This window comes from Photobacterium japonica, assembly GCF_050337005.1.
In the GTDB taxonomy this organism is placed as follows: domain Bacteria; phylum Pseudomonadota; class Gammaproteobacteria; order Enterobacterales; family Vibrionaceae; genus Photobacterium; species Photobacterium japonica.
The window spans coordinates 81,152-101,662 of record NZ_JAKJSN010000010.1 but is presented as its reverse complement, the minus strand read 5'-3'; the positions used below and the strand labels follow the sequence as shown (position 1 = coordinate 101,662).

17 protein-coding genes are annotated in these 20,511 nt (G+C 49.9%); 13 read left to right on the top strand and 4 right to left on the bottom strand.

Annotated features, from left to right (window positions below):
• Positions 1–47: 47 nt before the first annotated feature.
• A complete protein-coding gene (locus tag L4C36_RS03420) occupies positions 48–1,358 on the bottom strand; it encodes an anaerobic C4-dicarboxylate transporter (RefSeq protein WP_428476381.1) in 1,311 nt (436 codons plus the stop codon).
• A 413-nt stretch (positions 1,359–1,771) separates the two neighbouring features.
• Here L4C36_RS03420 and L4C36_RS03415 point away from each other — a divergent pair, with 413 nt between their 5' ends.
• The gene (locus L4C36_RS03415) at positions 1,772–2,542 is read left to right on the top strand and encodes a TSUP family transporter (RefSeq protein WP_428476380.1); all 771 of its coding nucleotides are present in this window, start codon (positions 1,772–1,774) and stop codon (positions 2,540–2,542) included.
• Here the strand turns inward: L4C36_RS03415 and L4C36_RS03410 are convergent.
• Positions 2,502–3,347, bottom strand: coding sequence for a LysR family transcriptional regulator (locus L4C36_RS03410; RefSeq protein ID WP_428476379.1), 846 nt, complete (start codon positions 3,345–3,347; stop codon positions 2,502–2,504). The two genes, L4C36_RS03415 and L4C36_RS03410, sit on opposite strands and share 41 nt — an antisense overlap.
• Before the next feature lie 15 nt (positions 3,348–3,362).
• Positions 3,363–3,848 carry a MarR family winged helix-turn-helix transcriptional regulator gene (locus L4C36_RS03405; RefSeq protein WP_428476378.1) on the bottom strand — a complete coding sequence of 162 codons (486 nt, stop codon included), beginning with the start codon at positions 3,846–3,848 and terminating at the stop codon, positions 3,363–3,365.
• A gap of 337 nt (positions 3,849–4,185) precedes the next feature.
• On the opposite strand from L4C36_RS03405, the gene L4C36_RS03400 reads away from it, so the two are divergent.
• The 7 genes from L4C36_RS03400 to L4C36_RS03370 all read left to right on the top strand — a co-directional run bounded on the left by L4C36_RS03400 (position 4,186) and on the right by L4C36_RS03370 (position 12,896).
• On the top strand, positions 4,186–5,451 hold the full coding sequence (locus L4C36_RS03400) for an imelysin family protein (protein ID WP_428476377.1): 1,266 nt from the start codon (positions 4,186–4,188) through the stop codon (positions 5,449–5,451).
• A 160-nt stretch (positions 5,452–5,611) separates the two neighbouring features.
• Positions 5,612–7,081, top strand: a complete 1,470-nt coding sequence (locus L4C36_RS03395; protein ID WP_428476376.1) for a di-heme oxidoreductase family protein — start codon at positions 5,612–5,614, stop codon at positions 7,079–7,081.
• Between the two features lie 6 nt (positions 7,082–7,087).
• The gene (locus L4C36_RS03390) at positions 7,088–8,236 is read left to right on the top strand and encodes an imelysin family protein (RefSeq protein ID WP_428476375.1); all 1,149 of its coding nucleotides are present in this window, start codon (positions 7,088–7,090) and stop codon (positions 8,234–8,236) included.
• Positions 8,217–9,470, top strand: a complete 1,254-nt coding sequence (locus tag L4C36_RS03385) for a DUF1513 domain-containing protein (RefSeq protein WP_428476374.1) — start codon at positions 8,217–8,219, stop codon at positions 9,468–9,470. The genes L4C36_RS03390 and L4C36_RS03385 overlap by 20 nt, the downstream gene beginning before the upstream one ends.
• Before the next feature lie 181 nt (positions 9,471–9,651).
• Positions 9,652–11,352, top strand: coding sequence for a L,D-transpeptidase family protein (locus L4C36_RS03380; RefSeq protein WP_428476373.1), 1,701 nt, complete (start codon positions 9,652–9,654; stop codon positions 11,350–11,352).
• A 174-nt stretch (positions 11,353–11,526) separates the two neighbouring features.
• On the top strand, positions 11,527–12,081 hold the full coding sequence (gene mepK / locus L4C36_RS03375) for a peptidoglycan L,D-endopeptidase MepK (RefSeq protein ID WP_428476372.1): 555 nt from the start codon (positions 11,527–11,529) through the stop codon (positions 12,079–12,081).
• A gap of 161 nt (positions 12,082–12,242) precedes the next feature.
• A complete protein-coding gene (locus L4C36_RS03370) occupies positions 12,243–12,896 on the top strand; it encodes an MBL fold metallo-hydrolase (RefSeq protein ID WP_428476371.1) in 654 nt (217 codons plus the stop codon).
• Between the two features lie 107 nt (positions 12,897–13,003).
• On the opposite strand, the gene L4C36_RS03365 is transcribed toward L4C36_RS03370, so the two are convergent.
• Positions 13,004–13,837 (bottom strand): glycosyltransferase, encoded by an 834-nt coding sequence (locus tag L4C36_RS03365; RefSeq protein WP_428476437.1) that lies wholly within the window; start codon positions 13,835–13,837, stop codon positions 13,004–13,006.
• A gap of 223 nt (positions 13,838–14,060) precedes the next feature.
• Between L4C36_RS03365 and L4C36_RS03360 the strand changes: the two genes are divergently transcribed.
• The 5 genes from L4C36_RS03360 to L4C36_RS03340 all read left to right on the top strand — a co-directional run bounded on the left by L4C36_RS03360 (position 14,061) and on the right by L4C36_RS03340 (position 20,500).
• A complete protein-coding gene (locus L4C36_RS03360) occupies positions 14,061–15,026 on the top strand; it encodes a hypothetical protein (RefSeq protein ID WP_428476370.1) in 966 nt (321 codons plus the stop codon).
• Positions 15,027–15,314: 288 nt separating this feature from the next.
• Positions 15,315–16,718, top strand: coding sequence for a hexose-6-phosphate:phosphate antiporter UhpT (gene uhpT, locus L4C36_RS03355; protein ID WP_428476369.1), 1,404 nt, complete (start codon positions 15,315–15,317; stop codon positions 16,716–16,718).
• A gap of 283 nt (positions 16,719–17,001) precedes the next feature.
• Positions 17,002–17,634, top strand: coding sequence for a response regulator transcription factor UhpA (gene uhpA, locus L4C36_RS03350; RefSeq protein WP_428476368.1), 633 nt, complete (start codon positions 17,002–17,004; stop codon positions 17,632–17,634).
• Positions 17,634–19,157 (top strand): signal transduction histidine-protein kinase/phosphatase UhpB, encoded by a 1,524-nt coding sequence (gene uhpB, locus L4C36_RS03345; protein ID WP_428476367.1) that lies wholly within the window; start codon positions 17,634–17,636, stop codon positions 19,155–19,157. The genes uhpA and uhpB overlap by 1 nt, the downstream gene beginning before the upstream one ends.
• A 2-nt stretch (positions 19,158–19,159) precedes the next feature.
• Positions 19,160–20,500, top strand: coding sequence for an MFS transporter (locus L4C36_RS03340; RefSeq protein ID WP_428476366.1), 1,341 nt, complete (start codon positions 19,160–19,162; stop codon positions 20,498–20,500).
• Positions 20,501–20,511 lie beyond the last annotated feature (11 nt).

Sequence of the window (20,511 nt, the reverse complement as noted above, 5' to 3'; positions counted from 1 at the left end):
ATTTATCGTTTCTAGGTTCTAGGTTCTAGGTTCTAGGCATTCGGCGGTTATACCACCATCGGTGCGATGATGAAGCCGAACAAGGTCGCGACCACGACGCCCACTAAACCTGGCAGTAAGAACGGATGGTCAAAGATGTTTTTGCCCATGCGTGTGGTACCGGTTGAGTCGAATTCAATCGCAGCCAGTGAGGTTGGGTAAGTCGGCAGAACGAAGACACCGGTTACTGCAACGAAAGATGCCAAAATAGCCCAGTGTGGTACTTGTAGGCTCAATGCCAATGGAATGATCAGTGGCGTTGTTGCCCCTTGTGACAGCAGCAAAGTACAGGTGCCGAACAGTACCACTGACAACAGCATTGGGTATGACTGCAATAGTGTGCCTGCGAACTCTTTGATTTCAGGTAAGTGGGCGTTCACCATGGTGGAGCCCATTGTCACGATACCCAAGATAACGGCCACAGAACTCATGCCAGAACGGAAGGTAGAGGTACGGATAATGGCATCCGGATTGATCTTGCAGAATGGCACCATCAAACACGCCACAGCAAACATAGACACGATGATGATATCGCGCGTTGACATCATGCTGCCGTCTTCAAACGCAGGGCGAAGCACTGGGAAAGCGGCATAAACCACAATGGCAACCGTCGCCAACAAGAACAGGAACACCGAGTATTTTGCACGTGGGTCAAAGTTCAGAGACAGCGTCTTTTCGGCTTGCTTTTCTTTTTGTTCTTGCTGTAGGCGTTCAAGGTAAATCGGATCATCTTTCAGTTCACAACCTTGGCGTGAAGCAATGAAGGCCGCGACCATCGCCGCAAGGAAAGAGGCCGGTAAACACACAGCCATGATTTCAAGGAAGCTCACACCGATAGGTTCCATGATGGAAATCATCGCTGCCATTGCCGCAGAAATCGGTGAGCCAGAAATGGCGACTTGCGAGGCAACAACCGCTGCCGACAATGGGCGTGATGGGCGAACGCCAATCTCTTTAGCCACTTCAGAAATCACAGGCAGGGTAGAGAATACGGTGTAGCCTGTACCCGCCATGATGGTCATCAACCACGTGATCATCGGCGCTAAGAAACAGATGTAACGTGGGTTACGGCGCATTAAATTACCGGCGTGGTGTACCAGCCAGTCCATACCGCCCGCCGCTTGCATAGTCGATGCGGCCGTCACCACTGCCATGATGATCAAAATGACATCCACTGCCGGGGCACTTGGTTCAAGCCCAAACCCCAAGGTCAAGATCGCTAACCCTAAACCGCCCGCCAGGCCAACGCCGAGGCCGCCCATTTTAAGCCCCCAATAAATACAGCCTAAAACGACAATAAGCTCAATTACTACTAACATAACGTGTCCTACACAAAATGAAAAAATCCGTATTGGTGAGTGGTGCTGCCAAAATGCGAAAATAAAGTACAACTCACTGCTTCATGGTCGTCATAGTGCTGAAACTGCTCTGATCTGTTAAATGCCGAATTTCGCTTTCTGATAACGAATCGGCATGGGTGCGGGGCGTAAAATGAGAGGCTGCTCACGGACATAGGGGTGTTGCGGGTGGTTTTTTGGCTCTTTGATTACATTTTGCGCTGAATTGATAACGTTTTGATCAAAAACGCATGACGAAAAAGTGAGACATCGAACACTGTTTTTAAATGGTTGATGACAAGTGGGAATAGATTGCTGTCTTAGGTTTCGCTATTTGTCCTGAAAAGTCGGTGATACTGTCAGGGCCTTTCTGAGTGCGATAAAAGAGACATAACATGGATTTGTCGTTAGACATACTTGGCATTTTGTTTTTAGTGGCAGGTATTGCCGGCTTTATTGATGCGATTGCAGGCGGTGGGGGTATGATCACGGTGCCGGCGTTATTGGCAGTGGGGGTACCGCCAGCGCAAGCCTTGGCAACCAATAAGTTGCAGGGTTCGTTCGGCAGTTTTTCGGCGTCATGGTATTTCGTGCGGAATGGGTTAGTGAGCCTGAAGGAAATGCGCAATGCCATTGTGATGACCTTTTTGGGATCGGCGTTAGGGGCGGAATTAGTACAGCGGATGGATGCCGGGGTATTAACCAATGTGATTCCGGTTCTGCTGGTTTGTATTGCTTTGTATTTCTTGTTTGCCCCCCAAGCGGGGCAAGGGGGCGGTGAGGCGAAAATGTCAGCCAATATGCTGGCGTTAACCGTGGGCACAGGCATTGGGTTTTATGACGGTTTCTTTGGCCCAGGGGCGGGTGCGTTGTTTACCGTGTGTTTTGTGGCCATTGCGCAATGCGGTTTGGTGGAAGCCACGGCAAAAGCCAAGGTGTTGAATTTCACATCAAACTTTGCCGCCTTGCTGTTTTTTATTGCGGCAGGTTTACCGATTTGGGAAATCGGCTTGGTGATGGCCGCCGGCGGCTTTTTAGGCGCGCGAATGGGGGCGAAAGTGGTGATCACCAAGGGCCGTAAATTGATCCGGCCCATGGTGGTGATTGTGTCGATGATCATGGCGATTAAATTGCTGTGGGAACAGAATCCGCAATGGTTTCAATAAGGGCCTTAACGCGTGCAGAGCGGGCGCTGCTCTGTCGGTAACACAAATGGACAGGGCGAGTCAGTGTGTTGAGTGCCTCAAACTGGTGACAGTGCGCTGGCGCAATTTGTAAGGTTTTGACGATGGAAATGGGCACCAAAGCCGGCGCAACGCCCCCTAAGGCCAATTGCGCGGCGGCGGTATAAGAGTCCATTTCCATTAGCGGCATGATGCCAGCTTTTTGCAGTGTACTGGCTTGATTCGCGTTGGCGGGATTTTTAAAATCATTCACTAACAGCGCGACAGGCGGTTGTGTTAATGGCATCTGGCTAATCACCACAAACGGTTCATTGAATAAATGCAGCGTGGTGAGACCGTGCTGTGGCGGTAAGTGACCAGCACAAAAGCCCAACGTGGCATCTCCCGCTTGCACTTTTTCCACAATGACAGGGGTATGGTGGGTTGAAATGCGGATGTAGGGATCATGCTGAAAATAGCGTCCCATGCATTCGCCGAGATACCCTGCCACTAAGGTTTCAGAGCTGGCAATTTGGATCAGGGAATGATCGCTGGCGGGCAGTTGATCAAAGATCAGCCCCTTGATCTCATTCATGCTTGGGCCAACCGCTGCAATGAGCTGCTGCGCATCTGCGGTGAGTTTAATCCGCCGGCCTTGGGGTTCAATGAGCTTTTTGCCTAACCGTTTTTCCAGTTTAGCGATCCGCTTACTGACGGCACTTTGGCTCAGATACAGACGGCTTCCCGCTTTACTCATGGTGCCTTCTTGTGCCAGCACCAACAATGTTTCAATCCCTTCGAGAAGCACCGTCGTACCGTCTATTTATTCGTTTTCTGGCTGAGTAATGCTGCCGACTTCCAACATGGCGGCCACATCTAAATGTTCGGCATTCATCATGGTGGAAATACGCTGAACCGATGAAAGCAGTAAAGACTGTTCCCATTCTTCCAATTGATGAAAGCGAGCGACGAAATCTTCCTGTAGAGGAGGGGGCGCTTTCGAGAGGGTATCTTGACCCGCTTCGGTAAGGTGGGCGTGTACTTTACGTTTATCCAGTGTGCTGCGCTCACGTTTCACTAAGCCACGTTTTTCTAAGCGATCCAAAATAGTGGTCGCGGTGGCTTGGCTCATGTTGGTGTTGTTTGACAGCTGACGAATGGTCACTTCTTCACCGGAATCACGGATAGCACGCATTAAGACCAATTGTGGTCCTGTTAGTCCTGCCAATTTATTCAACTTGCGTGAATGCAGGTCGATGGCTCGAATGATCTGGCGAAGGGCAATCAAGACTTCATCGTGCTTATCCATAAAACTCTCCTCAATAGTGCTGGGCGAAAGTACCGTAATCCGCCTCAAGTTGGAAGCCTTTGTTTTCATAATCTTGCCTTATCCCACAAGGCATTCACCCAAAGGGATGTCGGGGCATTTTTTGTTAATAACGACCTGCTTTATTACCGTAAATTGTAAAAGGATGTTTGCAGATGGTTAATGGTTTCGTTATCATTTGATAATGCAAATGATAATTAGTATTAATGTCATGCTCGGTAGTGGCGGTGTCGTATGCTAACGATTCACCATACAGGAATGTCGGTCATGTTGCTGTTGATTATCATTTTAATCCCGCTTTTACATGGATGACCTAATCATGAACCTCCCTTTTTCTCGCAATCTTATTATGGCTGCGCTACTGGCCGTACCGACAGTGGGTTATGCCGCTGATACCCCCGTGACACAGTCAGCGGTCGTTTCACACTATGCCGATATTGCTCACCATGTTTACAGCGATGCGCTGATGACCGCCCAAGCCTTGGATCGCGCCATTGCTGCGTTGATTGTGGCGCCGTCAGAGAAAAACCTACAGCAAGCCCGACAGGCATGGAAGCAAGCCCGTGTGCCGTATCAACAATCCGAAGTGTTCCGTTTCGGGAATGCGATTGTCGATGATTGGGAAGGGCAACTGAATGCTTGGCCGCTGGATGAAGGGTTGATTGATTATGTGGCCGAGGATTATCAGTATGAACTGGGCAATGAAGGGGCAACGGCCAATATTATTGCCAATCGCTCACTGCTTGTTGGCAATAAAACCGTCGATATAGCCCAAATAACCCCGGCGTTATTGGCTGACTTGAATGAAATTGGCGGCTCGGAAGCGAATGTGGCGACCGGTTACCATGCCATTGAATTTTTACTATGGGGCCAAGATTTGAACGGTACCCGCAATGGAGCCGGCGAGCGTCAGTATACCGATTTCGTCGAGGGGAAAGCGTGCACCAACGGTAATTGTGACCGCCGTAACGATTACTTGCAGGCTGCATCGGCGTTGCTACAAGATGATCTCACTTGGATGGCACAGCAGTGGTCACCGAGCGAAACCGGTAATTATCGTGCTGAGTTATTGGCGGATTCTGCAGAAAACGGATTGCGTAAAATGCTATTCGGTATGGGGTCACTGTCGCTGGGAGAATTGGCGGGTGAGCGCATGAAAGTGGCGTTAGAAGCCAACTCAACGGAAGACGAGCATGATTGCTTCTCAGACAACACCCATTACTCGCATTATTACAATGAACAAGGGATCGTCAACGTGTACACCGGTACCTACCAAACGGTAGAAGGCAAAACGGTGAAAGGCCCCAGTCTGCACGACTTAGTGGCGAAAAAAGACAAAGCCGCGGCCGCGTCTATTCAAGGGGACGTTGAGCGTGCGCGTCAGCAAGTCTATACCTTGGTTGAATCCGCAGAAGAGAAAGGCCAGTCGTTTGATCAGCTGATTGCATCCGGCAATAAAGCGGGTCATCAATTAGTGAACGCGTCGATCATGGCGTTAGTGAAACAGACTCAAGGCATTGAACAAGCAGCCAGTGTGCTAGGGGTGAGTAACTTAAACCCAGATACGGCTGATCACCAGTTTTAATCGGTGATACATCCTCGCAAGGGGCTCCAGTGTGAGCCCCTTGTTGTTGTCGATATCTCATCCGTCACACCCGTCAATCAACGGTCACAATGTTATTTCACTTGTCACCCCTGTATATCAGCGGTCAGTACACAGACTGCCACATAAAAGAGTTTGAGCAATGATCTTCTCCCTACCGCGTGTCGTCCTTTCTGTGAGTTTTATCCTCGCGACGACGACATCTTTTGCCTCTGACAACCTCTCTATAACGTCGCCTGTTGTTGCCAAGACAACCCCTGTTGTTACTAAAACGGTGGTTGATGTCGCCCAGCTGAAATCCGGCGGGGATACCACGGTACGTAAATCGGGTCCCAATGCATTTTCGTTGCCAGCGGCCAATTTGCCCTTATCTAAACGGTTAGATTTCAGTGTCGGTAACAGTTTTTTTCGAAACCCGTGGGTACAAGCCCCCGCGACGACGGATGCCAGAGATGGCCTCGGCCCACTGTTTAACACCAATGGATGCCAAAACTGCCATATAAAAGACGGGCGCGGGCATCCGCCACAAGCGGGTGATACCAATGCAGTGTCGATGTTGGTGCGCTTGAGTATTCCGGCACTGACCGATGCGCAAAAACAACAAGTGATCACGAGTGGTGTGATCCCCGATCCTATCTATGGTGGCCAGCTACAAGATTTCGCCTTACCGAAAGCCAAGCCTGAAGGGCAGGTAACCGTTGAATATAGCGCCGTTCCCGTTACCTTGGCTGATGGTCATACCGTGACGTTGCGTAAGCCGACGTTGATCATTCGCGATCTCAACTACGGCGAGATGCATCCGCACGTTCAAACCTCTGCTCGTGTCGCCCCGCCGATGATTGGCCTTGGACTGCTAGAGCAGATCCCAGAGTCCACTTTGTTTGCCTTAGCAAAAATGCAGAAGACAGAAAGCGAAGGGATCAGCGGTAAAGTCAATCAAGTGTGGGACGTGAAACAGCAAGGGCTAACGGTCGGACGCTTTGGTTGGAAAGCGGGACAGCCGACATTGATGCAGCAAAACGCGGCGGCTTTCAATGGTGATTTAGGTTTAACCAGCGCGTTATTTATGACAGAAAACTGCACCGAGCCACAAAGCATATGTACGGATTTACCCGATGGTGGAAAGCCAGAGGTATCGGACAATGTGCTCGATTTTGTGGAATTTTATGCACGGCATTTGGCCGTGCCTGCACGACGTAATGTGGATGATCCGCAAGTACAGCAAGGTGAAGCCTTGTTTACGGACATCGGCTGCCAAAACTGTCATCAAACAAACCTGATGACGGCGGATAATCCTGAGCTACCGGCGTTGTCGGCGCAGCGAATTCATCCTTATACCGATTTGCTGCTGCATGATATGGGTGAAGGCTTAGCGGATCACCGACCGGAGTTTTTAGCCAATGGCCGCGAGTGGCGCACGGCGCCATTGTGGGGGTTGGGCTACACGGAGGAAGTGAATGGGCATACGTTTTTGTTGCACGATGGACGAGCACGCAATGTGTTAGAGGCGGTGTTATGGCACGGCGGTGAAGCGCAAGCGAGCCGTGACAAAGTGGTGGGGTTGTCCACCGCCGATCGTAATGCGCTGTTGGCGTTTCTTGATTCTTTATAGGAGAGCATGATGGTGACGTCTATTCTTCACGGCATTCAGAGTAAGGTTTGCCGATGTCAGAACAAGGCATGGGTGTGTGCTGGGCTTACCTTGCTGTTGGCGGGATGTGAGCCGTTTTCGCTAACGACGGCACAAAAAGCGTCATCTGCCGATCACACGGCGTTGTCTACCGTGATGTGGCAGCAATCTTATCAAGGCGCGTCGGCGTTTGCACAAGCCAGCCAGAGGTTGGCCTATACCGTAACGGTGTATTGCCAAAGGGATGCAGATAACGAAACCTTATCCCCCTTCTTACCCATGCAACAGGCTTGGCGAGACACCATGACCGCCTGGATGACCCTGCAAGGGCGAGATAAAGGGGATGAAGCCGCAATAGCATTAAGTTGGCACATTCAATTTTGGCCGGATAAGAAAAACACCACTGGCAGACAGTTAACACAGTGGCTAAAAAAAGAACAATCAGAGGGCGTTGAGGATGTGGCTCAGGCCAGCGTGGCCGTGCAGGGCTTGGGGGCGCTGGAATGGTTTCTGTATGATCAACCAAAGGCGTTGCAAACACCAAACGGTTGCCAGTTAGCGACCGCCATTAGTCAGCATTTGGCACAAACGGGTCAGTCTTTGCAGGCGGTATGGCAAGTCAATCCATGGAAAAACCTGTCCGAAAAGAGGGTGCTGGGTATATATGTCGGCGCACTGAATAATCAGTTGGATCGTACGGTCAAGAAACTCACCATGCCACTCGGTAAGCCCGGATACCCGAAGCCTTATCAGACGGAAGCGTGGCGTTCCGGCACCTCGATGCGGCATTTAAAAGCCAGCGTGATGGCGTTGCAACAGTGGTATTTGGGCAAGACGTTACGTGCAGATAGCATCGGTTTCTCTGATGTAAACGTTGGGACGGCAGTGGGTTTGGACGCCTTGCTGCGTCAGCAGGGGGAGGGGCAAACGGCAGATCGGATCGCCCTTCGCTTTGAAGCATTATTGGCGGATTGGCCTGCAGAGCCGTCAATGGCGGTGATGTTGAAGACCCGCGCTGGATACCGCGAGTTACTGAATTTATACAACGGTCTGGAGTACATTCAATTGGCGTTGCACGATGATGTCGCGCCGTCGTTAGGCATTGTGATGGGGTTTAATGCGACCGATGGTGACTGATCAGACAAGGCGTCGACTGTTAAAAGGCGCATTAGGGGGCGGGGCATTAGCGTCGATCGGGAGTTTGTCCGGTTGTTTGCCCGAGAGTGTACCCGAGTCAGCTTTCACCTCGACTGTGGCGCATTCGACATCGCCTCCTTTGACACCGGCTTCTGCGACACGCATGATCGGCTGCTGTCGTTATTCTTATGATCGAGATAGCGAGGGACGTTTTGCCGCTGTTGTCGCGGACAGTACTGGTCAACGTCTTCACCAATTTCCGCTACCCGCACGTGGACATGGTATTGCTATTCATCCTAACGGCACGCTGGCTGCGGTGTTTGCTCGTCGACCGGGGCAGTTTATTCAGCTGGTGGATGTGCGCTCTGGGCAGGCAGGGAGCTGTTATGAGGCAGACAGCAGACGGCATTATTATGGGCATGGTGTGTTTTCACCGGATGGTCAGTGGTTGTATGCCTCCGAAGGCGTGACGGCGACGAGCGAGGGGGTGATTGGGGTATATCGTGTTGAGCAAGGTGCCCCTGAGTCATCCGGTATACCTCGGCTGACAAAAGCCGCTGAATGGTCGTCAATCGGTATCGGCCCGCATGAGGTGATATTGGCCGATGCACATACGTTGGCCATCGCTGTAGGCGGTGTGCATACGCAAGGGCGCACCCCGTTAAACCTGAATACCATGCAACCAGCGTTAGTGTATGTGAATCGCCATACTGGTGCCGTGGAAGAGCGTGCCACGTTACCGGATCACCGGTGGAGCATTCGCCATTTAAGCGTCACAGCGAATGGGCAAGTGGTGTGTGGCCAGCAATACCGGGGTGACCCTCAAATATCGTCATTGACGCAACGCGCAGACGAGAGTCAGAACGAGTCTGTCACGCCTTCGTTGATTACGTTGCCCTTGATTGCGGTACATCAGCGCGGTGAACCACTCCGCCCTTTGCAAGCCAAAGAGGCGCAGTGGCAACGGTTCCAGCACTATATTGCCAGTGTCGCTTGTCATGATGGCTATGTGCTCGCTACCTCGCCAAGGGGCAATTGTTACGGTATTTGGCATGTTGCAACCGGCACCTTGGTTGAACTTCGTCCGTTGACAGACGTGGCGGGTGTGAGTGCCAATCAAGGGCAATGGTGGTTGAGTAGCGGGAGTGGGAAAATAGTGACGACTGCCGTCGCGGGCTCACCGCAAGTGATACAAAGTACCGTGATGTGGGATAATCATTGGAATATTATTTAGTTGGCGAGCGAGCCGGCATTGGCGCCTGAGCAAGTGTCTCATTTTTGGTGCGTGACTTGGTGAGAGATCGCGCCGAATTTAAAATTTGAAACAGAATCAGCTGATAGAGACGGCTAAAGTTAGTCCGTTATTCATCGAATTTGCCATAATGATAATAATGGCAATGAGGAGTCAGTTGGCAATGACCACGCGCAGTTCTATTGGCCTCATCTCAGTCACCGTACTAGTCACCGCACTAGCCATCCCCGCTTCATCGGTCGCCTTGGCCAATGAGCTAGAACCCGTTCAGCCGTTATCTACTCGCGCTGAGTTAGAAGATCAGTTTTCTGAAACCCGGCTTCAACAGGAAAAAGCCCGCCAGTGGATCCACGAAGTCGCGAATGACATTTCTGCCATTCGTTATGTGGATCAGTTAGCCGAGGTGTATCACGGCATCGGATTTGTTCCGCTTTGGCAAGACAGTTTCACGGCCAATGCGTTTGAACAACAATTGCGTTTATTGGTGCTCTCCAGTGTCAGTCGTGATTTCAGCCAACGTTATTCACTCTTACAGCGTTACAAAAACAGCAATGATTGGCGGCAGTATGATTTGCTCGCGACGGATACCTTGTTTGCGTACATGAGTTACGTTGAAGGACTGCCCACGCACGGTAAGCAATGGTTGTTCGGAGAAGGGGTTGATGCGCGTTTGCCATTACCTTCGACGTCTGCGATGGCGGGGTTGTACAGTGCCATTGAGCGAGAGCAACTGCGCCACTGGGTGGAAGGGTTACAACCCAATGATGAAAAATTCACCCAATTGTTATTGGCGATTGAGTCCCTTGAGCAAGTGGCGAATCAACGTTGGCCTGCGTTTTATCAGCGTGGGATCATTCGTTTAGGGACACGGTTGCGTGATCCCGATGCGCTGATCACCTTGTTGGAAAATCTGGGGGATTTACGTGACTTTGAAGCCGATCAAATTCGTAGAGCCGGTGTGCGTACGTACAATATTGATTTAGCCAATGCTGTGAAAAGTTTCCAGCGCCGCCATGGTTTGAAAGCGGACGGGGCGATTGGTCCACAAACACGGCAGTGGTTGTCGCTCTCACCTCAGGCGCGTATACGCGTATTGGCGCTTAATGCCCAACGCACACGTATGTGGCAGAGTTCGGCGTCGATGCTGATCGTCAATATCCCTAATTATGAAATGAACCTGTGGTTGGATAATCAGCATGTCTTTGACAGTAAAGTGATTGTCGGACGTCCAAGCAGACGCACACCGGTGATGAGCACGAACGTCGCTTCAGTGGTGTTTAATCCGTACTGGAATGTGCCGATGTCTATCATGCGAAAGGATATATTGCCAAAAGCTCAACGTGATCGCAGTTATTTACACCGCAATGGTTTTGCGGTGATCCGCAGTTGGAACAATTCAGAGCAAATCCCGATTCACACCATTGATTGGCGTATTGTGAATGCCAAGTCTTTCCCATACCGCCTACGTCAAAAACCGGGTAACCGCAATGCGTTAGGGCGTTTTAAATTTARCATGCCCAATGATGAAGCGATTTATTTGCATGACACCCCTGGAAAGCGCTTGTTTGCCAAAGAAACACGGGCATTCAGTTCGGGCTGTGTACGTGTCGAGCAGGCTGACGTGTTGGCAATGGTGTTACTGAATCATTCCGGTGTACCAGAGCGCCGCGTGAATGCACTGAAATCGCGTACGAAAACCAAGACAGTGGGTTTGCAGCATAAAGTGCAGGTGCATTTGATTTATCAGACCGCTTGGGTGGATAACCAAGGGTTGGTGAATTACCGCGCGGATGTGTATGACTACGACAAAATTATAGCCCAGTCGCAAAATAAAGAATTATTTACATATTCTTACAGTGAATAAAATGCTTGCGAGTCAATAATTAGGCGGGGTTTGCCCAAATAAGCAACAGTTAGAGGGGGTGTCATTGTTTGACTGAACAATAACTGAACGTTATCGTGAGTTCGTTTGCGGACAAGCCATTGTGCTTGTTAGGGGAAAGTCCGCGTATTGCGATGAATTGGTTATTGTTGAACTATGTCTGAAATTAACTACAAGCGTCGCCAGATTTTGCTTGCTGGCGGATTAACGCTGGGTGCGAGTTTACTGCCGAGCTGGGCGTTGGCGAGCCCGTACCGTGCTGCCACACCACGTCAGATTTCATTGAGTAACATTCATACCAATGAAGATTTGGAAACAGAGTATTTTGATGGCAAGCAGTATCTGAAAGCGGAACTGCAAAAAATGAACTATCTATGCCGTGATTTTCGGCGTAATGAAGTGGCCAAGATCGATCGCCGCTTATTTGATGCCATTACCGAAATTCAGGCCGGTTTAGGCCATAAAGGCCAAGTGCGGATCATTTCCGGTTACCGCTCGCCAGCCACAAACCAAGCGTTGCGTAAAACCGGCGGCGTGGCAAAGAAAAGCTACCATATGAAGGGGCAAGCGATAGACTTCAATTTGGAAGGCGTTTCTTTGTCTCGCATTCGTCGTGCAGCGCAAGAATTACGCATTGGCGGAGTGGGTTATTACCCGCGCAGTGGTTTTGTGCATATTGATACCGGTCCTGTTCGTCGTTGGAATGGTTAGACCTATTCACGGCCCGATCCTCGGCGTGAAGTGACAAAAACACCCATTTATTCAAGCCGGTGTCATCTGCGTTTGCAGAGGACGCCGGCTTTTGTCGTTTTGGCTTTTCCGCCTGTGGCTGTGGTATCCTGCGGGCAGAACTGCAATCTTAGGAAAAGTGAATGAGTCTCCAATTTGAAATTGTCCCTGTTACTCCGTTTCAGCAGAACTGTTCCATAATTTGGTGTGATGAAACCATGGAAGCGGCGATGGTCGATCCCGGCGGTGATATCGATCTCCTGAAAGAAAAAGTGCAGCAACTGGGTTTAACATTGACCAAGCTGATCTTAACCCATGGTCATTTGGATCACGTGGGTGGCACCGCGCCATTAGCGAAAGAGTTTTCTATTCCTGTGATTGGTCCGCATAAAGACGATGCGTTTTGGCTGCAGGGGTTACCTCGTCAAAGTGAAATGTTTGGTTTCCCAATGACAGAAGCCTTTGAGCCGACCGAATGGCTGAATGATGGTGAAACGGTGACCGTGGGTAAGCAGACGTTGTCTGTACTGCACACGCCGGGTCATACACCGGGTCACGTGGTATTGCACAGCGCGGACGCTAATGTGGCGTTTGTGGGTGATGTATTGTTTAAAGGTGGCGTGGGTCGTACTGATTTCCCGCAAGGGGACTACCAGACATTGATCAATTCCATTAAAGGCAAGCTGTGGCCGTTGGGCAATGCAGTGATTTTCATTCCGGGTCACGGTCCTGTTTCAACGTTTGGCCAAGAGCGTGCCTCTAACCCCTTTGTTGCAGACGAAATGCCACTGTATTAAGCGATATAAACCGCTGGAATACTCATCAAGCCTTGCGCAATGCAAGGCTTGATTGTTTTTGTCTCTATGATCCCGGGTATGGTCCCTGTTTTTATTGCATAGGTTTATTACGTCGACACGGCCAAACCGTTGCCACGAAGTAAATGATTGAAGGCCTCTTCGGGAATGGCTTTGCGGAATATTTTGCTGATCAGCATATCGGAATGATAAAGATCCTGAATTAAGATATTTTTCATCTCACCCTGAAAGGGGTCATTGAACAACATGAAGATGATTTGCTCTTTGGGCAAAATGTCCTCAGGGTTGAGGTCCGTGCTTAAGAAATGGGAAACGGAATTTTCATAGGTGATAGGTTGTGTTTCGCTTTCATCAAAAATGTAGGCGGCGTCTTGATGGGCTTTTACGATCGGCGTGAGCATCCCTGCACCTAACTCATTGTACGCCACTTCTTTATTTTGACTCAGTCGTTGTTTTATCGCTTGAGTATACAGAGTAATGATCTTGCCTTTTGCGGTACTACCATAAAAGCTAATACTCATGTGATCTTTATTATGCGATTGACGCTGAGGGATGATGAATTGATGCTGTTCAAGAAGATCAAAATACTTATTAAAATCATCCAGTACAATCGCATCCGCATCAAGATAAACACCGCCATAATAGTAAAGCAGCAGCGAGCGAATTACATCACATTTTACCGCAATGTTTTTCCGATTAGAGGGCGTGAAATGGCGACAGAATCGGTCTAATCGACCGCGGACTTCCACTTCAATACCATCAACTAACTGGTTGATACCCGGTAAATATTTTTCAATGTTGTCAGGGTTGACGAAAATGACCATGCAGTCGCTGAGGTTGTTGAGCATGGTCCAGCGGCTCAAGGTGATATAAGCCGGTTCCTTTACTTTTGGATTGATATTTTCCCAATATACCCAAACAATTTTTCGYATCGCTCACATCCTTTTTCTGTCCTAAATAGACTGTAGACTATCGAAAGACCTTGATACAAATTGCGGATAACGCCGTATAAAAGCCTTTATTATCTCCCTCCAATTTGATGTGACGTGATGTCTTTTTCTTTACCTTGCGCAGGAATAGGTTGTTTTGCGGTAGATAAAAAAATCTTAACTATAATTATTTTGTCCACCCATAAAAGGATTTATTATGCCTATTCCCCAGTATATGAAAGATAATATTGTCAATCAAAACAACGATGTGAATGCAGATGAAAACATTCGCACCATGTTTTCTGATCAAGATCGTTTGCTGAAACGTTTGGGTAATGCCAATTGGCGCGCACTGCGGGCATTGAACATGCAGTTCGATGATATGCCTACGGCTGAGTGTTTTTATCAAGCGGCATCGGGGTGGAAAAAGGCGCTGGAAGGGGTGGAATACCCTTGGTTAGTCTGGAGCGTGGACGAAGATTGGGCCTACGTGCAGCAAAAGATGGTCGTTGAAGCGGGGTGGACGCCTATTGTCGGTTATGATCCCAGAGCCAAGCCGCCGACAAAACTCCTCAAAGAAAGCATTTTGGTGGATTTCAACCAAGGCTTAAATCTCCCTATTTTTTATATGCACATCCCGCTCGATTTTATCCATTTATTTGCCCCGAGGCTGGCGTTTTTCCATTCGGACTTGCTCGTTAAACCCGAGAAAATGGCCAAGCTGTCCGCGTTGTTTAAAGCGTTGCCCGATGGTGAGATTGCCATGACTAACCTGACGAAGCTCCGTTTTGAGTGGATGCAAAAGCTGTTTTCAAAGCAAGAGAAGTTGTTTGAATTAGCAGGGTGCATCACACGTGGTGCTAGCCAAGATATTTTCGATAAAGGCTGCAGTATGTGGCAAGGGTGGGCGTTCCATCCGAACTGCCCCAGTGAAGAAGAGTTTCAACGCCGGTTGAAATTGCATTGGGACCACGGTGCTGGCTTGCTGTACTGGCAACAACATTACGGCGGCAAAGTGACAATCATTCAAGAACGTTATCTCGATGAAGGGCATTTTAGTCGCACCAGCAAAGATAACTTTAAAGTGCTTTCTGACAACAATGAGAACCGTGACACGGGGTTGGATTTGCGCGGGAATTACGATGTGTATCGCCTTGCCAAGCAAATGGGGATTTCGTGCTGAGTCTGTGAACAATGCGCCCTGTTTGGTAACAGGGCGCGCTTGTGTATGTAACGCAGACACATAGTGTGATTTTTGTGATTACTTTCACGCTTTTCTACTGAGCCCGCTCAATCTAGGAATTATTCCTAGTTTTCCTAAGCCTGGTTCTCAAGCCAGACACATCACCTTGCTTTAGTCTCTCTCGCCAATGGTCTTCATCATTCCCATTTTTGAACCTGCTGACCCAGATGATGACCAGCGATGAGCCGTTTTCCGGCTCACTGTGTCAAGAGATGACTGAGGTTTCACATGTTAAAACTGTTAGATCAGGTAAGAAAACCGACACTGGATCTGCCTGTCGAAGAACGCCGTAAAATGTGGTTTAAGCCCTTCTTACAATCCTATTTGGTTGTATTCATTGGCTATATGACCATGTACTTGATCCGTAAAAACTTTAATGTTGCTCAAAATGACATGATCGAAACCTATGGGTTGTCGATGACGGATCTGGGTTTGATTGGTCTGGGTTTTTCGATCACGTACGGGATCGGTAAAACGGCTGTTTCTTATTACGCTGACGGAAAGAACACCAAACAATTTTTGCCTTTCATGCTGATTCTTTCTGGCCTTGCGATGTTAGGTTTCAGTGCCAGCATGGGTGGCACGAGTGCCAGCTTGTTCATGATGGTCGCGTTTTACGGTTTAAGCGGTTTCTTCCAAAGTACTGGTGGGCCTTCTAGTTATTCCACCATTACCAAATGGACGCCGCGTAACAAGCGCGGGACCTACCTGGGTTTATGGAATATGTCCCATAACGTGGGCGGTGCGGGTGCCGCAGGTGTCGCGTTATTCGGTGCAAACTACCTGTTTGATGGCCATGTGATCGGCATGTTTATCTTCCCATCGATCATTGCATTGGTTGTCGGTTTTATTGGTCTGCGTTTTGGTAGCGACTCACCGGAAGCGTACGGCTTGGGTAAAGCAGAAGAGTTGTTTGACGAAGCGATCAGCGAAGAAGACGCTATCGCAGAAGAAACACAGATGACCAAGCGCCAGATCTTCATGGAATACGTATTGAAGAATAAGATTATCTGGCTGCTGTGTTTTGCCAATATCTTCTTGTACATCGTACGTATCGGTATTGATCAGTGGTCAACCGTCTATGCATACCAAGAGTTGGGTTTGTCAAAAGAGACCGCCATTTCAGGCTTCACACTGTTTGAAGTGGGCGCATTAGTGGGCACCCTGATGTGGGGTTACTTGTCTGATTTAGCCAATGGTCGTCGTGCGATTGTGGCGTGTGTATCGTTGGTGTTGATCATCTTTTGCTTGGAGTTCTATCAGCACGCGACCAGCGAGTACATGTATTTAGGTTCGTTGTTCGTGCTTGGCTTCTTGGTGTTTGGTCCACAGTTGTTGATTGGTGTAGCTGCTGTCGGTTTTGTACCGAAAAAAGCCATCAGTGTGGCAGATGGTATCAAAGGGACCTTTGCGTACCTGATTGGTGACAGCTTTGCTAAGCTAGGCTTGGGTATGATTGCCGATGGCACGCCAATCTTTGGATTGACGGGTTGGAAAGGGACATTTGCCGCGTTAGATACCTCAGCGGCGGTATGTATTGTGTTGCTGTTGTTCGTTGCGATTGCGGAAGAAAAGAAAATTCGCCGAGAAAAACGCTTGCTGAAAGAAGCGGCGGCGCTTGAGACGGCATAACGTTGCATGATTTGGCTGACAGCGTGACGGAACGGAAATGAGGTCAACGTTGGTGAGTCGGGTGTGAAAGCGTGATGACGCATTAAAAAAACTGCCTACGGGCAGTTTTTTTATGTCTGTTTTATGCCCGCTTGCGGGATACCCACTCAGCCCGTGCATTATTGACTAATTATATTTCATGCTTGTCTGTGGGAAAGAGAGCAGGTAGTTTATTGCTCTTTTTTTCGTGCTGTTGTGCGCTTTAATTCTTATTGTTTGCTGTTGATTGATCGGAGGAGGGAGAATGATCAAGGTTGCACTGGTCGATGACCACATCATCGTACGCTCTGGTTTTGCGCAATTACTGACACTGGAAGACGATATGACGGTAGTGGGTGAGTTTGGCTCGGCGAAAGCCGCGAGACAGGGCCTGCCGGGGAGCCAAGCGTCAGTGTGCATTCTTGATATCTCGATGCCGGATGAAAGCGGTCTGTCTTTGTTGGCGGATCTACCCGACGGACTCGCCACCATCATGTTGAGCGTCCATGATTCTCCAGGGATGGTCGAAAAAGCCTTAGAAATGGGCGCGCGTGGCTACCTGAGCAAACGTTGCAGTCCGGACGAGTTGGTGCAAGCAGTACGCACCGCAGCGGCCGGAGGGTGTTACCTGACGCCGGATATTGCCCTGAAATTGGCCTCAACGGCGAAAACCGTGCCGTCGGTATCGCAATTGACCAAGCGTGAGCGTCAGATCAGTGAAATGTTGGCGACTGGGCTAGACGTGAAAGCGGTCGCGAATGCCTTGGGATTGAGCCATAAAACGGTGCATGTTCACCGTGCCCATGCCATGGATAAACTGGGCGCAAAGAATAACGTAGAACTGGCTCGCCATTTTCAGAGCGATTATCAATCAGACTTTCCGACCGGAGTGAACTGATGCGGCACCTTGCCGTGACATCGCTGGTGGGCGGGTTACTGCTGGCCTGTGGGTGGTTTTGCCTGTGGGTGATTGCCACCTATTTTACCCTTGATCCTGAATTAGCCGTTTTCCTTTTTCCCTTTGCGTTACGGCTGGGCGTGCTCCTGCATTGCCCGAAGCGTTTTTGGCCTGCCGTATACGTCACCGAGTGGCTATTGTTGCTTGTTTTAGCGTCCCAAGTGGGGGAGTCCATTTGGCAGATCGCCATGTTGGCCAGTTTACTGAGTGTGCCTGTGCTGTGGTTTGCGCACCGTCATTACATCGGTACCCAATTGCATCGACTGACCGTCATGGGGGCGGTGATTGTAGCGACCTCATTGCTAAACATGGTGGTTGCCTCGGCACTGTCACAGGGTTTGATGGTTTTGCTGGTTAGTGTGACGGGTGGGTTAATGTTGGTGCCAAGTTGCTATTTGGTGTGGAGCTATTTGTTTCAACAAACGTGGGTACCACTGACGGTGGATTTGGTCTCCCGTCCCGTGTCTTTACGTGTACGCCATGTATTGTTGTATGTGGCGGTCTTGATTGGCAGCATTGTGCTGCAATTGGGTTTACCGGAAGAGCTTCGCCGTTTTGCCCCGTTCTGTTTGGCTATCCCCATCATTTTGTTGGCGTTCCGTTATGGCTGGCAGGGGGCCTTAATGGGGACCTTATTTAACAGTATTGCCTTGATTGCGGCCCGCAGCAGCGGCAGTGATTTGGCGATCACTGATCTATTGTTGTCGCTGACAGCGCAAAGTCTGACCGGCATTTTGCTCGGTATGGGTATTCAACGTCAGCGTGAGCTCAATCAACAGCTACGGCTACAACTTTCGCGTAATCACAGTTTATCCCGGCAATTGATCACGGCGGAGGAATCAGTACGGCGTGAGATCGCCCGTGAACTGCACGATGAAATCGGTCAGAACATTACCGCGATTCGTACCCAAGCCAGCATCATCAAGCGGGTGGATACACCCCCAATGGGTATACATTGTGCCGATACGATTGAAGCCTTGTCGTTGAACATCTATGACACCACCAAAGGCCTGCTGACGCGACTGCGACCGAAAACGCTGGATGATATGGGCTTAGAAGCCGCGATCGCTCAACTGATTCGGGATTTAGAATGCGAACGTCACGGGATCCACACGACCGTCACATGGCGGGGGGATGGTCTGTCGTTTGAGGCGTTAAGTGATACCTTGAGTGTGACCGTGTATCGCTTGTGCCAGGAAGCGGTGAATAACGTGGTGAAATACGCGCAAGCCAGTACCTTACACCTTGAATTTGTACTCGAAAAAGAGAATGTGCATGTGCAGATCCGTGATGATGGTAAAGGGTTTGCAGTCGCGGCGTTAATGCAAGCCTCTGCCAGTGGTTTTGGCTTGCGCGGCATGCAAGAACGGGTCGAAGCCCTCGGTGGGCAGATCGCTATTAAGAGCCGCATGCAGTCCCCTGTGCAGGGCACTGATATTCACATTCAGTTACCGGTAATGTAATCATGAACCCTTCACCGCTCTCACAGCCCCTAGAATCACCACCGTCTTCGCAATCAGGAAAATCACCAGTAGAGATCGCGGAGACCTACCGTTACTGGCGCTTTCATATCATGTTCACCATGTATGTGGGGTATGCCGTCTTCTACTTTACCCGCAAGAATTTTAACTATGCGATGCCGTCCATGTTGGTGGATTTGGGGTTGGAGAAATCCGACATCGGCATGATGGGTACGTTGTTTTATCTGACTTATGGTGCCTCTAAGTTTTTGTCAGGCGTGGTGTCTGACCGGTCGAACCCGCGGTATTTTATGGGGATTGGCTTGTTTGCCACTGGCGTGATCAATATTGCGTTTGGTTTTTCCGATGCGCTATGGGTACTGATGAGTTTGTGGGTGCTGAACGCGTGGTTCCAAGGCTGGGGCTGGCCACCGTGCTCTAAGCTCATGACAACCTGGTATTCGCGCTCAGAGCGTGGCCATTGGTGGTCAATCTGGAATACCGCTCATAACGTGGGTGGGGCGTTGATCCCGATTTTGGTCGGTTACCTTACCTTGCACGCCAGTTGGCGGATGGGCTTCATTGTGCCGGGCGTGATTGCGATGGTTGTCGGGCTCTTTCTTTGCTGGCGACTGCGGGATAAACCCGTCACATTGGGGCTGCCAACGGTGGGACAATGGCGGCAGGATCACTTGGAATTGGCGCAAGAGCGTGAAGGGCAAGGCCTAAGCCACCGTGAGATCCTCGTGAAATACGTGATCCGGAATAAATACATTTGGCTATTGGCCTTCAGTTACGTGTTGGTCTACATCGTTCGCACCGCAATTAATGATTGGGGCAACCTCTACCTGAGTGAGCAAAAAGGCTACGGCTTGATACAAGCCAACATGGCGTTGTCATTGTTTGAGGTGGGGGGCTTTGTTGGCTCGCTGGTGGCGGGTTGGGGGTCTGACCGTTGGTTTGGTGGTAACCGTGGCCCGATGAATCTCATTTTTGCCATTGGCATCTTCCTGTCCGTGTCAGCATTGTGGTTAATGCCCATCGACAGTGATGTGTTGTTAGCGGGCTGTTTCTTTGCCGTGGGCTTTTTTGTGTTTGGCCCACAGATGTTGATTGGCATGGCGGCGGCGGAATGCTCGCATAAAGACTCTGCGGGGGCGGCTACCGGTTTTGTTGGGCTGTTTGCTTACATGGGGGCGGCCATGGCGGGGTATCCCCTAGCGTTGATTGTCGAGCAGTTTCATTGGACGGGTTTTTTCACCGTAATTGCGATTGCTGGGGGCACGGTTGGACTGTTATTACTGCCGTTTTTAAAAGCACAGGCCAGCGTGGGTGTCTCGCGTTAAGTGTTCCCCCC